Source organism: Xanthobacter oligotrophicus, assembly GCF_008364685.1.
Lineage (GTDB): Bacteria > Pseudomonadota > Alphaproteobacteria > Rhizobiales > Xanthobacteraceae > Xanthobacter > Xanthobacter oligotrophicus.
On sequence record NZ_VTTL01000001.1, the window covers coordinates 279,474 to 293,695 of the forward strand.

Consider the following 14,222-nt stretch of genomic DNA (forward strand, 5'->3'; position numbering starts at 1 on the left):
GCAGCCGGCGGTGCCGGCAGCTCGCGACGGGGAGAGCGAGGCTCCCCCTCCCCGTTGCCGGGGAGAGGGAGGAGCGCCCCTTGCGGGACGGTACGAGAGCGTTCGAGATTAAAAGTCTTCAAAAATCCACGCCAACCCGGACGCGAAGCTCACGCGGAGCGCTCAGGCGGACACGTTCACTTGGCCGCCGAGAGGCAGACGTTCTTGACGGTGTCGAAGTTGCCGCAGTTCAGCTTCACCCAGTCGGCGACCAGGTTCTTGGAGCCTTCCAGGTACTTAGACCAGGCTTCGCCGGGGATGAGGTCCTTGGTCTTCCACACCACGTCGAACTGGCCGTTGCCCTCGATCTCGCCGATGAAGACGGGCTTGGTGATGTGGTGGTTGGGGAGCATCTCGGACACGCCGCCGGTGAGGTTGGCCTGCTTGATGCCGGGCAGAGCGGCGATGACCTTGTCCTGGTCGGTCGTGCCGGCCTTCTCCACCGCCTTCACCCACATGTTGAAGCCGATGAAATGGGCCTCCATGGGATCATTGGTGACACGCTTGGGATCCTTGGTGAAGGCGTGCCACTTGGCGATGAACTCCTTGTTCTCCGGCGTGTCGATGGACATGAAGTAGTTCCATGCCGCGAGGTGACCGGCGAGCGGCTTGGTGTCGATACCGGCCAGCTCTTCTTCGCCCACCGAGAAGGCGACGACCGGAATGTCCTTGGCGCTGAGGCCCTGGTTGGACAGTTCCTTGTAGAACGGCACGTTGGCATCACCATTGATGGTGGAGACCACCGCCGTCTTCTTGCCCGCCGAGCCGAATTTCTTGATATCGGACACGATGGTCTGCCAGTCGGAATGGCCGAACGGCGTGTAGTTGATCATGATGTCCTCGGCCTTCACGCCGCGGGACTTCAGGTAGGCTTCGAGGATCTTGTTGGTGGTGCGGGGATAGACATAGTCGGTGCCCGCAAGCACCCAGCGCTCCACCTTCTCCTCGTTGGCGAGGTAGTCCACCGCAGGAATGGCCTGCTGGTTCGGAGCTGCGCCGGTATAGAAGACGTTGCGCTCGCTCTCTTCGCCCTCATACTGTACGGGGTAGAAGAGGATGTTGTTGAGTTCCTTGAACACCGGCAGCACCGACTTGCGGCTGACCGAGGTCCAGCAGCCGAACACGGCGGCGACCTTGTCCTTGGTGATCAGCTCGCGCGCCTTTTCGGCGAACAGCGGCCAGTTGGATGCGGGATCCACCACCACGGCCTCGAGCTTCTTGCCCAGCAGGCCGCCCTTCTTGTTCTGCTCTTCGATGAGCATGAGCATCGCGTCCTTCAGCGTCGTCTCGCTGATGGCCATGGTGCCCGACAGTGAATGCAGGATGCCGACCTTGATGGTCTCCTGCGCCTTGGCCACGCCCATTCCCATCGTGCCGACGATGGCGGCGGCGGCGGCGAGCGCCCCGAAACCCTTGGTCGCCTGTCCCAGCAAACCGAGCATGCGCTCTCTCCCCTGTTGCGACGGCCCATCGGGCCTGCCAGGGGATATGTCAGCAAGGCGCGTGCCAAGGCTTGCACCGTCTCGCGGCCGGCCCTGCGCCGATGCGTCCGGGCGGCGGAACCGTGACCGAAGCGGGTGGATCGGCCTTTGTCACGGAGATATGGCCATAAACTAGGCACAGATAGATTGACACTATGCCGTCATTTTAGGCAAAAATCATATCACCATCCGGAAAGGGGCAGCTCCATCGCCGTGGCGACGCCGCATGCCACAGACTTCCTCGGTGTGCTGCCGCACACAATTCATTTGATTTGCCTATTTTCGGAGCAGCCACAAGCGCGCCGACGTCCAGCTCTGGCGGTGCAGGCCGAGCAACACACGCAAGCTTTTATGCGCCGCGCAACCATTCTAGCCGTCAGAGGAAGTGGAACAGGTAAAGCAGAATGATCACGGAAACAGGAACTCCCATGATCCAAAGCAAGATCCCGCGCATGATCTTTCCCCGTCGTTGAGATTGACTTCGTGAATAAGTAACGTGCGGGCGGCTCATCGGGTTCCACGGGGGTGGATGGATGCCTTCTCCACCCGTGGCACGGGGCGCCGGGATACAGGGCATTTCCCATGCCTGCCGCAGCGGCGGGCCGGGGGAGGCAATTTGGCGGGCTTGACTCGGCCGTCGCGCTCAGACTTCCGTGCCTTGAGCAGACTGAACGGGAGAGCGGCGCGTGGATGATCTGATCTCGGGCTACAGGAGATTCCGTGAAGTGGCATGGCCGGAGCGTAAGCAGCTCTTCGAGCGGCTCGCGGCGCGGGGCCAGAAGCCGGAGACCCTGGTCATCGCCTGCTCGGACAGCCGCGTCGATCCGCAGATGATCTTCGATGCCGGGCCGGGCCAGATGTTCGTGGTCCGCAACGTCGCCAATCTGGTGCCGCCCTTCCTGCCCGATGCCAATTATCACGGCACGTCGGCGGCCATCGAGTTCGCGGTGCGCGTGCTCAAGGTGCAGGATGTGATCGTGATGGGCCACGCCCAGTGTGGCGGCGTGCATGCCCTTCTGGAGGGTGCTCCCCCCGGCGCCGAGGACTTCGTGGCCGGCTGGATGAAGATCGCCGAGCCCGCCCGGCTCATGGCCGAGGACGCCGGCCTTCCCAGCGACCAGCGCCAGCGTTTCTGCGAGCAATGCTGCGTCAAACTCTCCCTGGCGAATCTGGCCGGCTTCCCGTGGGTCGCGGAGCGCATCAGCGCCGGCGAGCTGCATCTGCACGGCGCCTATTTCGGCGTCGCCACCGGCCAGCTGGAGTTGCTCGGCGACGACGGCACGTTCAAGGCCGTCTGACCCGCCCACAAGCGAGTCGGGGGCGCATCCACACGACGCCCGTGTGTCATTTCGTTGAAGGACAGGTTCGCTACGTGGGGCATGGACCCGGTCGAGGCGAGCGCCACCGGAACCGCAGCTGGGGCGGAGAGGCACGTATGAACATCGTCGCGACGCAAGATCTGGACAAGGCCACCATTGCCGCCCGCCTCGGGCACGAACATGTGGCGGACATCGTTGAATTCCTGAACGGCAAGACCGCCGAGGAAGCCACCGAGCTGGTCGGCCACATGCCCCTGCAATGGGCGGTGGAGGTGCTGGACCAGCCCCAGTTCCAGGACGCTTGCGAGGTCATCGAGGCGCTGCCCCAGGACAAGGCCGTCGCCCTGCTCGAAGGCATGTCGGCTGACCGCGCCTCCGACGTGCTGCGCTGGATCGAGGAGCCGTCCAAGAGCCGCCTGCGGGAAGCGCTGACGCCGGAAACGCGCCGCGGCATCGACCACCTGCTCACCTACCCCGACGGTTCCGCCGGCGCGCTGATGACCACCGAGTTCGTCAGCGTGCCCTCGAACTGGACCGTAGGGCAGACCCTCGCCCACATCCGCGAGGTGGAGCACAGCCGCGAGACCGTCTACGCCATCTATGTCCTGACCCCGGACACCAAGCGCCTCGTCAACACCGTCTCCCTGCGCCGCCTGATCTTCGGCGCGCCGGACGCCCCCATCGGGTCGGTGGCCAATCCCTACGCGCCCATCACCGTCCCCCCGACCATGTCGCAGGAGGAGGTGGCGCGGATCATCTCCAAGTATGACTTCCTCGCCGTCCCGGTGGTGGACTCCACAGGGCACGTGCTCGGCATCGTCACGGTGGACGACGTGATCGACGCCATGATCGAGGAGCAGACCGAGGACGTGCAGCGCATGGGCGGCATGGAGGCCATCGACAAGCCCTATCTCGACATCTCCTTCTTCGAGATGATCAAGAAGCGCGGCGGGTGGCTGTGCGTGCTGTTCCTGTCGGAGATGCTCACCACCAGCGCCATGCAGGTCTATGCCGACGAACTGGAGAAGGCCATCGTGCTCGCCCTGTTCATCCCGCTGGTGATGAGCTCGGGCGGCAACTCGGGCTCGCAGGCCACCTCCCTCATCATCCGTGCGCTGGCTCTGCACGAGGTGCGGCTGCGCGACTGGTGGCGCGTCGCTTTTCGTGAGCTTCCCACCGGCCTCGTGCTCGGATCGATCCTCGGCGTCATCGGCATCGTGCGCATCGTGGTGTGGCAGCAGGCCGGCATCTTCGACTATGGCGAGCATTGGCGGCTCCTGGCCATCACCATCGGCGCCGCACTGGTGGGCATCGTCACCTTCGGCTCCATGGCCGGCTCGCTGCTGCCGTTCGCCTTGAAACGACTGGGGTTCGATCCGGCCTCGGCCTCGGCGCCGTTCATCGCCACGCTGGTGGATGTGACCGGCATCGTCATCTATTTCTCGGTCGCGTGGCTGTTCCTCCACGGCACCATTCTCTGACGACGGCGCTCAGTTGCGGCGAAGGAATCGCATGAGCGCGCCATAGCCGTCTTTCTCAACCGCTTCCTTTTGCTGCGCGGCGGGCGCCTCATCGGTGTCCGCCGCCGCATCTTCCAGGTCCGAGGCCGTCACCTCGAACCCCCGCGAAGCGAGGAACCCCACCGCATCCGCGGCGCTGGAAAACCCGCCGACCGCCTCGGCGAGAACCGCGCTCAGGCCGGTATTGCCCGACGCATCCGCCTTCAGGCGCTCCATCTCGGCACTGGCCATCTTGAACCTCCGTGTGGATTGGATCTGGAAGGCCAACCGTCCAAGGTCCCTCAGGGTTCCGAGGGCGAGCGGAGGTGCCCTCCCCGACCTGCTCGGCGGCGGCTCCATTGATCTCGCTCTTGCGCCGCCTATTGCATCGGCGGGGGCGACGGCCCCATGGTGCCGACCTGACCTTGGGTACGATCCGTGGGATGGGAGCGGAACCGCTTTCGTTCAGGCGGAGAATCATCCTCTCCTTCTATGAAGTGAGGAAGTCGCGCCCCGAGCCGCTTGAGCCCGGAATTTCCCTCCAGAGTGAAGCCCGTCCTTCATGGTCCAGCTTGCGTTCATCCTGGTGGGGGCCCGTGCCCTGCGTGACCGCTGGTGGGTGCTGCTGGTGCTCGCCCTCGCCTTCATCGGCGTCGCCTGCCTGATCCTGCTCGATGCCATGGACGGCACCATGTCCGTGGCGACGCAGGTGTTCGGCGGCGTGTTCGTGCTGGAGGGGCTGCTCAGCCTGCTCGCCGTCTTTGCCCTGCGCGGGGCGCAGAGCCGGGCGCTGTGCCTCGTCCGTGCCGGCGCCCTTGTCTTCGTGGGCGTCTTCATCCTGGATTATCCGGATCGCAACGGCATGGCGCTGTCGCTGCTGTTCGGCGCCGCCTTCCTGATCGACGGCGTGGCGCGCATCGCCACCGCTTTGGTGGTGCGCTTCCGCCTGTGGCGGGCGACGGTGGCGGTGGGCGGCGTGGAGATCATGCTGGCGGCGATCATCGCCAGCCACTGGCCGTTGTCCCACGAGATCAAGGTGCCGCTGTGCATCGCCCTCTTGCTGCTCATGTCCGGCTGGATCCTGATGCGGGCGAGCCTGATGCTGCGCGCCCATCTCGCCGAGGTGGCGATCCTCGCCTTGCCGCTGTTCGGCGGGCGCAACTGGTATGACAACGCGCCGGTGATCGTGGACGAGAGCGGCCCGCTGCCGCCCTCCGATGGCCCCATGACGGTGCATGTCTGGACCCCGGTGGGCTCGGCGGACGTACCCGGCCACCGGCCCCTCATCGACCGCTATATCGCCGCCGTGGATCGCACCGGCGCCATTTCCACCGGCCATACGGCGCTGGAATTGAGGCCGGATCTCTATATCAGCCACTATCCGGCGGACGAGATCGAGCACCCGCCGGAGGAGTTCGCCCGCATCCTGCGCGCCACCGCCGAGAACAATGTGAAGGGCCGCTTCCAGCCCTCCTACGCCCACGAATCGGCGAACTGGTGCGAAGCCGACGCGCGGGTGGAATTCACCCGCTTCAATGCCCGTCGCCTGCGCGCCTTCTGGGCCGGCTACCGGCAGGACGACATCTATAACCTCACCAACCGCAACTGCTCCGTGGTGGTGGCGGCGGCGCTGGATTCCGCGCTGGAGGGCGTGCTCGCCTCGCGCATGCCCTGGCTTCGGGTCGCCACACTGCTGGCCAATCCGGACGTGTGGGCGGGCGCCTATATCCGCTCGCGCGCCGAGGCCATGAGCTGGACCCCGGGCCTGGTGCTCGACTACGCCAGCACCCTGAAACGCATCATCGAGCCGGCACCGCCGCCGTTCGCCGCCCGGCTGCGGGACTTCCTGATACGCATCAGCCATCCCCATCGCGCCCCGGCCGGCACCGCCGCCGCGCGGGCGAGCGTGAGCGAACCATGAGCGAGCAGGCCGCCGAATCCGCCCCCGTGGAAGCCCTCGCCGGAGGCCGGGCCAGCGTGCTCGCCCGCGGCGCGGTCATCGCCACCGCCATGGTGTTCGGGCTCACCTATTCGCTCACGGCGCCGCTCATCGCCTTTGACCTCGCCGCCCGCGGGCTCAGCGAGGGCATCATCGGGGCCAATGCGGCCATGCATGCGGTGGGCGTGCTGATCACCGCCCTGGTGCTGCCCCGGCTGGTGGCGACGCTGGGGCCGCGCAAGCTCATCTTCCTCTCCATCGCCATTTCGGCGGTGGCGCTTCTCGCCTTCCCGCTGCTGCCCATGCTCGCGGCGTGGTTCGTGCTGCGCCTGTTCCTCGGCATGGCGGCGGAGGCGCTGTTCGTGACCTCCGAGACCTGGATCAACGCTCTCTCCACCGAAGGCACCCGCGCCCGCTCCATGGCGGCCTATACCGCCGCGCTCTCGGTGGGGCTGGCGCTTGGCCCTATCATTCTCTCGCTTGTGGGCACGGCCGGGGCGCTGCCCTATGTGACCGGCGCGGGCATCGCGCTCCTTGCCGCACTGTTCGTCGCCTCGCCGCGCGTCGTCGCGCCCCATTTCGACGAGCCGACGGTGGGTAATCCCGTGCGCTTCGTCCGCCTCGCCCCCCTCGCCCTGAGCGCGACCCTGCTCAACGCCGCCATCGAGACCGCCGGCCTCTCCTTCCTCGCGCTCTATGCCGTGAGCCTCGGCTGGGGCGAGGAGCACGCCACCCGCCTCATGTCGGTGATGATGATCGGCGCCATCGCGCTCCAGCTGCCCATCGGCTGGCTGGGCGACAAGATGGACCGGCGCCACCTTGTCATCGCCCTTGCGACGCTCTCCGCCGCCGGCGCGGCGGTGTGGCCGCTCGCCCTCGGCAGCACGGTCGCCACCTATGCCCTGCTGTTCGTATGGGGCGGCGCCTTCGTGGGCATCTACACCATCATGATCACGCTGGTGGGCAGCCGCTTCAAGGGCGGCGACCTGGTGGGCATCTATGCGGTGTCGGGCCTGTTCTGGGGGCTGGGCGCGCTGGTTGGGCCGCTGGGCGCCGGCTTCTCCATGCAGGCGCACCCCCACGGCCTCGCAATCTTCGCCACGCTGGCCTGCGCCGGATTCGCACTTGCAGCCTGGCGGCTCAAGGGGACGACCTGAGGACCATCCTTGCGCTGCGGTGCGGTGCGGTGGCGAAAATTGGGTTCAGCTGCACTGAGTCGATCGAAAATCGGGGATGAGGGCGCGAACCAAAGGCGATTCGCATCGTCATGCGGGGCGAGGGGTGACGATTCGAAGGGGACACCCCCGCGGTCCGGCATGTTCGATTCGGAGGACTGATTCCCACCCGTTCGGCCCGGCGACGGCGCATGACGCGCCTGCACAATGGGCAAGCCTCGACGCCGAGACGCAATGGTCCCGGGCTTTTCGACGCATCACTGCAGCAAGGGGATGACGTGGGTTGAACGACGGCGGAACATCAGTTCCGAGCCAATCGATCAGCTGGTCGGAGTGGCAGGATTTGAACCTGCGACCCCCACGTCCCGAACGTGGTGCGCTACCAGACTGCGCTACACTCCGATCCAGAGGCGCTGCGTATAGCGCCCCCTATTGCGCGGCGCAAGAGGCAGAGTGCGCCGGCCTCGCTTGAACGGTGGATGGCCCCATGCCATAGGAAGCGCGCCCCATGGAGCGTGCCTTTGGCCGCGCCATAGGGCATCAATGGCTTGAGCATGTGGAGTTGGGTCAATGGCGACGGACGGTTTCGCGAGCGGTCTTCTGAAGGGCAAGCGCGGGCTGATTCTGGGTGTCGCCAATAATCGATCCATCGCCTACGGCATCGCCAAGTCCGCCCGCGCCCACGGCGCCGAGCTGGCCCTCACCTATCAGGGCGAGGCGCTGAAGAAGCGGGTGGAGCCGCTGGCGGCCGAGCTGGGCGGCCATCTGGTCGGCCATTGCGACGTGACCGAGCCGGAAACCCTGGACGCCGTCTTCGCCGAGACCGAGCGGCTCTTCGGCACGCTGGATTTCGTGGTCCACTGCATCGCCTTTTCCAACAAGGACGAGTTGGACGGCCGCTATGTGGACACCTCGGCCGACAATTTCACCAAGACCATGTTCATCTCCTGCTACTCCTTCACCGCCGTGGCCCAGCGTGCGGAGAAGCTGATGACGAACGGCGGATCCCTGCTCACCCTCACCTATTACGGTGCTGAAAAGTGGATGCCGCACTACAACGTCATGGGCGTCGCCAAGGCTGCGCTGGAGGCGAGCGTGCGCTACCTGGCCGCCGACCTCGGGCCCAAGGCCATCCGCGTCAACGCCATCTCCGCCGGCCCCATCAAGACACTCGCAGCCTCGGGAATCGGTGATTTCCGCTACATCCTGAAGTGGAACGAGCTCAATTCGCCGCTGCGCCGCACCGTGACCACCGACGAGGTCGGCGACACCGGCGTCTATCTCGTGTCCGATTTGTCGCGGGGTGTGACCGGCGAAGTGCACCATGTGGATGCCGGATATCATATCGTCGGCATGAAGCACCCCGACGCGCCGGACCTCGCCCTCGTCCGCGACTGAGTTCCAAACCCGCCGCGCCCGCGCGCGCCATCAGGAGACCCCCATGCCGGCGATCGTCCTTCGCGCCGCCCTGTCCGCCCTGGCGGTTTCGGCCGGTCTTGTGGCCTTCTCCGGCGAGGGCTTCGCGCAGAGCCCGCCGACGCTCCAGGAATACCCGCTGCGGGACCGCATCTTCGGCCCCGGCGGCGCGGTTTTCCCCGATTATGTGACGCCCAGCGAATACGGCACCGCATACCTGATCGGCGGCTCCGGAACGCGCAGCGCCCTGTTCGCGGCCGGCACGGCGGACTTCAACTGCCAGCAGACCCAGGTGCCCACCGTCAGGGTGCTGTCGGCCCCGCCCGGCGGGCAGGTGTTCATCCGCTACGGCAGCTTCACTGCGCGAGCCATCGACGGCGGCGCCACCACGCTCTGCCTCGGCCGGCAGGCCAAGGGGCTGGTGGTCAGCTTCAAGGGCAAGGCGGCTCCGGGATCGCAGATCGCCCTCAGGGTGACCTATCCGCCGCGCGGCGCCTGGTATGACCACGTCATTCCGGTGCCCCCGCGGTGATCACCTTCAGGGCGGCGCTTCGGCTTTTCGGGGCCAACCGCGCGCCGGTGCGCATATCATGACCACCAACCGACGCTTTTTCCTGGTGCGCCACGGCGAGACCGACTGGAACGTGGTCGGTCGCCTGCAGGGCCGCCGCGACGTGCCCCTCAACGCGCTGGGCCGCATCCAGGCCGGGCGCGTCGGCCGCGTGCTGCCCCAGCTCGCCGGCGATCCCAAGGCGCTCGCCTACGTATCGAGCCCCCTGTCGCGGGCGGTGGAGACCATGCGCATCCTGCGCACCTGCCTCGACCTGCCGGCCAGCGAGTTCCCCACCGACCCCCGCCTCGCCGAGATCTCGTTCGGCCAGTGGGAGGGCCAGACCTGGCCGGAACTGCGCCGCCGCGACCAGCTCAACGTGCGCAAGCGCGACCTCGACCCATGGAATTTCACCCCGCCCGGCGGTGAAAGCTACGGTGACCTGTGCGAGCGGGTGAACGCGGCCTGCGACGCGATCGCGGACGATGCGGTCATCGTCACCCATGGGGGCGTCATCCGGGCGCTGCTGCACGTGAAGGCCGGCATGCCGGAAGGCGAGGCCGCCATCCTGCCGGTGCGCCAGGGCGCGGTCTATGTGGTGACCCCCGGCGGCTTCGAAGTGGCGGACTAAAAGCTCCGCGCACGCGTTCGGCAGCCCCCTCCCCCAAGACCCTCCCCTTTGGCATTTTTCTTGCTGTGTCAAACCGGTACACCCGGCGGCGTTGTCGTGAACGCGACGCGACCGCTTTTCCTTGATGCCTTTTGACCCGAGCCCCGGGGGACCCTTTCATGACCGACATGGCCGAACTGCAAAAGCGGAAGATGCCGCTCAACCTCGCCATCGTGCACGTGGACCCCGACGCCTTCATCGCCAACTACATGGGCTGGCTCGAAATCACGAAGTTCATCACCGACCTGCGTGCGGGCGAGACCACCGTTCCGGCCGACGGCAAGACCCCCACCCTGACCCCCGCCCAGCTCGCCAATGGCGGCGTGCACAATGTGGGCAACGACGCGGTCGCCGCCTTCTGCATGACGGCTGCGCTGAAAGGCGACAAAGCCGCGGTGGACAAGGTGGAATCCGCCCTCATCGAGATGATGGGCAAGGAATATCCCGGCAATTTCGCGCTCTGGCACTTCCGCACCCAGATCGACACGCCGATCACGCTGGAGGACTTCGTCGGCCAGGCCGGCAAGAAGATGCTGCTGGGCGACATCCCGCCGCCGCCGCTGCGCGCCAAGGAAAACTGGAGCGCAGGCCTGCGTTTCTTCGAGAAGGCGCGTAAGTCCAACTTCGTGCACGAGATCATGTACCCGCTGGCGCTCTGGCATCGCGCCAAGTGGAACGAGACCCTGGAGAAGGGCATCGCCTTCCTCAAGCACATCGAGGACACGGTACCGGTGCTGCGCGAAACCCTGGAAGAGACGCGCAACGACCAGCCCTTCATCGCCAACATCCTGCTGAAGAATGCGTTCGGCGTGGATATGGAGCTGACCGAGGAATACGAGGGCTTCCTGCGCTCCCTCGCCCGACGCGACTGAGGCCGCCTACCCTGCCCTCGCCCCAAGCGGGCGAGGGTGACCTGGGAGAAGATCGTCAGGCCTCCCCGGCGACCTTCTGCCGGTGGAGGACGTGGGGACGGGACACGATCAGCTTGTCGATGCGCCGTCCGTCCATGTCCACGATCTCGAAGCGCCAGCCCAGCGCGGTGAAGACCGCGCCTTCCTGCGGCAGCTCCTTGATGTGCGAGAGGGCGAAGCCCGCCACCGTGTGGTAGCCGTCATCCACCGGAAAGCCCACGTCGAGCAGATCCCGCAGTTCGTCGATGGGCGTGTCGCCGGCCACCAGATAGCTGCCGTCCTGCCGCTCCACCACGTTGCGGGCCTCGTTGTACTCAGGCGCATCCACCGAGCCGGTGATGGCGAGGAGCAGGTCGTAGCCGGTGACGACGCCGGCCATGTCGCCGTACTCGTCCACCACGATGCCCATGGGTACTTCGGCCCCGCGCAGGATGCGCATGGCCTCCAGCGCCCCCACATTCTCCACGATGAACGGCACCTGCTGCACGAACTGGCGGGGATCGGGCCGCTCGCCCTTGAGATAGGCGTCGAGCACCCGCTTGGCCTGGATGACGCCGATGGTCTCCTCCGGCGAGCCCTCGCAGGCGGGCAGGCGCGAATGGGGCGTGTGGAGGAGCACCTGGCGCACCTCTTCCGCATCCTTGGAGATGTCCACCCACTCCACGTCGGGCCGCGGCGTCATGATGGCGGTCACCGGCCGGTCGGCGAGGCGCATCACGCCCGCGATCATGCGCCGCTCGGCGGGATCGATGACGCCGGCGGTCTCGGCCTCGGTGATGATGGCGCGGATTTCCTCGTCGGTGACCGCGCTGGAGCTGGATCCGCGCTCGCCGAGCAGCCGCAGCGCCAGACGCGTCGACTTGTCGAGCAGCCACACCGCCGGCAGCGACACCTTGGACAGGGTGATCATCAGCGGCGCCAGGATGCAGGCCAGCGGCTCGGGATTCTGCAGGGCCAGCCGCTTGGGGATGAGCTCGCCGATCACCAGAGACACATAGGTGATGGCGGCCACCACCACGGTATAGCCGATGGGCTGGGCGAAGCTGTCCGGCATGCCGGAGTCACGCAGGAAGCTGCTGAAGGTTTCACCCAGGCTGGCGCCGGAAAAGGCGCCGGCGAGAATGCCGATGAGGGTGATGCCGATCTGGACCGTGGAGAGGAAGCGGCCCGGATCCTCGCCGAGCCTCAGCGCGGCAATTGCCCCGCGGCGGCCCCGGTCGGCCAGGGTCTTCAGCCGCGCCGGGCGCGACGAGACGATGGACAATTCCGCTGCGGCGAGAACGGCATTGAGCAACACCAGGAAAAGGACGATCAGGATTTCGAGCAAAGGCATGGCGGGGTAGAAAATTCTCCGTCGGCGCTCCTCATAGCACATCTGCGCATGCCTGTGTGACAGGCTCGCCACATTTGACGCCATGATTTGAGAAACCCGGTTATCCCTGCGCCGCGATGCACATTCCGCGCCGAGCTTGGGCCAGACGTTGGAGGCCAAGCTTCGAGACATGAGTTTCCTCGGGCGTGATCCTCGTTTATTGAGCCGGGACGAGTGAGGGATTTTGTCGCGTCATGTCGTTCAACACGTTCGGGCATCTGTTTCGGGTCACCACCTTCGGCGAGAGCCACGGGGCGGCCATCGGCTGCGTGGTGGACGGCTGCCCGCCGAACCTGCGCTTTGCCCTTGAAGACGTGCAGTCCGCCCTCGACCGGCGGCGGCCCGGCCAGTCGCGCTTCACCACCCAGCGGCGCGAGCCGGACCAGGTGAAGGTGCTGTCCGGCACGCTGGAGCATCCCGAAGGCGGCCTCGTCACCACCGGGACGCCCATCGCCCTCCTCATCGAGAATGTGGACCAGCGCTCCAAGGATTATGCCGACATCGCCGGTGCCTACCGGCCGGGGCATGCGGATTTCACCTACGACATCAAGTACGGCATCCGCGACCATCGCGGCGGCGGGCGCTCCTCGGCGCGGGAGACGGCGACGCGGGTCGCCGCCGGCGCCATCGCCGCCAAGGTGCTGCCCGGCGTCACCGTGCGCGGGGCGGTGGTGCGCATCGGCGAGATCGAGGTCGACCGCAGCCGCTGGGACTGGAACGAGGTCCCCAACAACCCCTTCTTCTGCCCCGACCCGAAGACAGTGCCGCTCTGGGAAGAGTATCTGGATACCGTCCGCAAGGCCGGCTCCTCCATCGGCGCTGTGGTGGAACTGGTGGCGGAAGGCGTCCCGGCGGGCCTCGGCGCCCCGCTCTACGGCAAGCTGGACGCCGATCTCGCCAGCGCCTTGCTGGGCATCAATGCGGCCAAGGGGGTGGAAATCGGCGAGGGCTTCAACGCCGCCCGCCTTACCGGCGAGGAGAATGCCGACGAGATGCGCCTCGGCAACGAGGGGCGTCCGCAATTCCTCTCCAACCATGCGGGCGGCATCCTTGGCGGCATCGCCACCGGGGCGCCCATCGTGGCCCGGTTCGCGCTGAAGCCAACCTCCTCCATCCTCACGCCCCGGCAGACCGTGGACCGCACCGGCCAGGAGACGGAGATCTTCACCAAGGGCCGTCACGACCCCTGCGTCGGCATCCGCGCGGTGCCGGTGGGCGAGGCCATGATGTGGTGCGTGCTCGCCGACCACTTCCTGCGCCACCGCGGGCAGGTGGGTGAGAGCGTGGCCTGGCCGTTCAGGGGGTGAGCGGCGCTCCGTGCTGGAGCATGACTGTATAGTCCTTCAGGCAGACAGTATTTTCAGGGCATGGGAACGTGGTGGGCGCCCCTGCGTTAGGTCAGCATACGTCTTCTCTCGGGAGGTTAAGCGAATGCAGACCAACGTGCAGAACCCCAACATCACGGAAACCCCCAGCCTCGTCGCCAGCGACATGGTGGTGGGCACCGCCGTCTACGATCCGCAGGACCAGAAAATCGGCTCGGTCGAGCGGCTGATCCTGGAGAAAAGCAGCGGCCGGGTGTCCTACGCCGTGCTGAGCTTCGGCGGCTTCCTCGGCATTGGCGAGGATTATTACCCCGTGCCGTGGCAGATGCTGACCTATGACGAAGCGGTCGGCGGCTTCCGCGTGAACATCTCGCGCGAGCAGATCGAGGGTGCGCCGAAATACAATCCGTCCGACGAATATGACTGGAGCTCGGACAACGGGCGACGGGTGTCGGACCATTATGGCGTGCCGCCCTTCAGCACGACCGCCATGTGATCGCGGCCCAAGCCCCGCAACGGAAAGGCT

General features: G+C 66.4%; 13 protein-coding genes and 1 tRNA gene. 10 read left to right on the forward strand and 4 right to left on the reverse strand.

The genetic code is table 11. The features are described 5' to 3' along the window. Positions 1 to 176 precede the first annotated feature (176 nt). Positions 177 to 1,409 (reverse strand): urea ABC transporter substrate-binding protein, encoded by a 1,233-nt coding sequence (gene urtA / locus FZ033_RS01210; RefSeq protein WP_232847304.1) that lies wholly within the window; start codon positions 1,407 to 1,409, stop codon positions 177 to 179. A gap of 797 nt (positions 1,410 to 2,206) precedes the next feature. On the opposite strand from urtA, the gene FZ033_RS01215 reads away from it, so the two are divergent. Together FZ033_RS01215 and mgtE are read left to right on the forward strand one after the other, a co-directional pair. Beyond that, a complete protein-coding gene (locus tag FZ033_RS01215; RefSeq protein WP_149574357.1) occupies positions 2,207 to 2,818 on the forward strand; it encodes a carbonic anhydrase in 612 nt (203 codons plus the stop codon). 137 nt (positions 2,819 to 2,955) lie between these two features. After that, positions 2,956 to 4,320 (forward strand): magnesium transporter, encoded by a 1,365-nt coding sequence (gene mgtE, locus FZ033_RS01220; protein ID WP_149574358.1) that lies wholly within the window; start codon positions 2,956 to 2,958, stop codon positions 4,318 to 4,320. Between the two features lie 9 nt (positions 4,321 to 4,329). On the opposite strand, the gene FZ033_RS01225 is transcribed toward mgtE, so the two are convergent. Then, positions 4,330 to 4,590 carry a hypothetical protein gene (locus FZ033_RS01225; protein ID WP_149574359.1) on the reverse strand — a complete coding sequence of 87 codons (261 nt, stop codon included), beginning with the start codon at positions 4,588 to 4,590 and terminating at the stop codon, positions 4,330 to 4,332. Between the two features lie 310 nt (positions 4,591 to 4,900). Here FZ033_RS01225 and FZ033_RS01230 point away from each other — a divergent pair, with 310 nt between their 5' ends. Then, positions 4,901 to 6,259 carry an HdeD family acid-resistance protein gene (locus FZ033_RS01230; protein WP_149574360.1) on the forward strand — a complete coding sequence of 453 codons (1,359 nt, stop codon included), beginning with the start codon at positions 4,901 to 4,903 and terminating at the stop codon, positions 6,257 to 6,259. Continuing rightward, complete coding sequence (locus FZ033_RS01235; protein ID WP_188079233.1) at positions 6,256 to 7,434, forward strand: MFS transporter; 1,179 nt, start codon at positions 6,256 to 6,258, stop codon at positions 7,432 to 7,434. Before FZ033_RS01230 ends, FZ033_RS01235 begins: the two co-directional genes overlap by 4 nt. Positions 7,435 to 7,777: 343 nt before the next feature. On the opposite strand, the gene FZ033_RS01240 is transcribed toward FZ033_RS01235, so the two are convergent. After that, positions 7,778 to 7,854 (reverse strand) — tRNA-Pro (locus tag FZ033_RS01240). 168 nt (positions 7,855 to 8,022) lie between these two features. Between FZ033_RS01240 and fabI the strand changes: the two genes are divergently transcribed. The 4 genes from fabI to FZ033_RS01260 all read left to right on the forward strand — a co-directional run bounded on the left by fabI (position 8,023) and on the right by FZ033_RS01260 (position 10,960). Further along, entirely contained in the window at positions 8,023 to 8,850 is an 828-nt protein-coding gene (gene fabI / locus FZ033_RS01245; protein WP_138398857.1) for an enoyl-ACP reductase FabI, read from the forward strand. A gap of 43 nt (positions 8,851 to 8,893) precedes the next feature. Further along, positions 8,894 to 9,400 (forward strand): hypothetical protein, encoded by a 507-nt coding sequence (locus FZ033_RS01250; RefSeq protein WP_149574361.1) that lies wholly within the window; start codon positions 8,894 to 8,896, stop codon positions 9,398 to 9,400. 58 nt (positions 9,401 to 9,458) lie between these two features. Next, the gene (locus FZ033_RS01255) at positions 9,459 to 10,049 is read left to right on the forward strand and encodes a histidine phosphatase family protein (protein WP_149574362.1); all 591 of its coding nucleotides are present in this window, start codon (positions 9,459 to 9,461) and stop codon (positions 10,047 to 10,049) included. A 158-nt stretch (positions 10,050 to 10,207) separates the two neighbouring features. Next, positions 10,208 to 10,960: a hypothetical protein gene (locus tag FZ033_RS01260; protein WP_149574363.1), complete on the forward strand. Its 753-nt coding sequence runs from the start codon at positions 10,208 to 10,210 to the stop codon at positions 10,958 to 10,960. Positions 10,961 to 11,015: 55 nt separating this feature from the next. Here the strand turns inward: FZ033_RS01260 and FZ033_RS01265 are convergent, their stop codons facing one another. Further along, positions 11,016 to 12,332 (reverse strand): hemolysin family protein, encoded by a 1,317-nt coding sequence (locus FZ033_RS01265; protein ID WP_149574364.1) that lies wholly within the window; start codon positions 12,330 to 12,332, stop codon positions 11,016 to 11,018. Between the two features lie 233 nt (positions 12,333 to 12,565). Between FZ033_RS01265 and aroC the strand changes: the two genes are divergently transcribed. Both aroC and FZ033_RS01275 read left to right on the forward strand, forming a co-directional pair. Next, a complete protein-coding gene (gene aroC, locus FZ033_RS01270) occupies positions 12,566 to 13,678 on the forward strand; it encodes a chorismate synthase (protein WP_149574365.1) in 1,113 nt (370 codons plus the stop codon). Positions 13,679 to 13,802: 124 nt separating this feature from the next. Continuing rightward, complete coding sequence (locus FZ033_RS01275; protein WP_149574366.1) at positions 13,803 to 14,192, forward strand: PRC-barrel domain-containing protein; 390 nt, start codon at positions 13,803 to 13,805, stop codon at positions 14,190 to 14,192. Positions 14,193 to 14,222 lie beyond the last annotated feature (30 nt).

Coding starts and splice junctions, on each gene's coding strand:
- FZ033_RS01230 (WP_149574360.1), top strand. CDS start 4,901: ATGGTCCAGCTTGCGTTCATCCTGGTGGGGGCCCGTGCCCTGCGTGAC.
- fabI (WP_138398857.1), top strand. CDS start 8,023: ATGGCGACGGACGGTTTCGCGAGCGGTCTTCTGAAGGGCAAGCGCGGG.
- aroC (WP_149574365.1), top strand. CDS start 12,566: ATGTCGTTCAACACGTTCGGGCATCTGTTTCGGGTCACCACCTTCGGC.
- FZ033_RS01225 (WP_149574359.1), bottom strand. CDS start 4,590: ATGGCCAGTGCCGAGATGGAGCGCCTGAAGGCGGATGCGTCGGGCAAT.
- FZ033_RS01275 (WP_149574366.1), top strand. CDS start 13,803: ATGCAGACCAACGTGCAGAACCCCAACATCACGGAAACCCCCAGCCTC.
- FZ033_RS01235 (WP_188079233.1), top strand. CDS start 6,256: ATGAGCGAGCAGGCCGCCGAATCCGCCCCCGTGGAAGCCCTCGCCGGA.
- FZ033_RS01250 (WP_149574361.1), top strand. CDS start 8,894: ATGCCGGCGATCGTCCTTCGCGCCGCCCTGTCCGCCCTGGCGGTTTCG.
- mgtE (WP_149574358.1), top strand. CDS start 2,956: ATGAACATCGTCGCGACGCAAGATCTGGACAAGGCCACCATTGCCGCC.
- FZ033_RS01265 (WP_149574364.1), bottom strand. CDS start 12,332: ATGCCTTTGCTCGAAATCCTGATCGTCCTTTTCCTGGTGTTGCTCAAT.
- FZ033_RS01260 (WP_149574363.1), top strand. CDS start 10,208: ATGACCGACATGGCCGAACTGCAAAAGCGGAAGATGCCGCTCAACCTC.
- FZ033_RS01255 (WP_149574362.1), top strand. CDS start 9,459: ATGACCACCAACCGACGCTTTTTCCTGGTGCGCCACGGCGAGACCGAC.
- urtA (WP_232847304.1), bottom strand. CDS start 1,409: ATGGGAATGGGCGTGGCCAAGGCGCAGGAGACCATCAAGGTCGGCATC.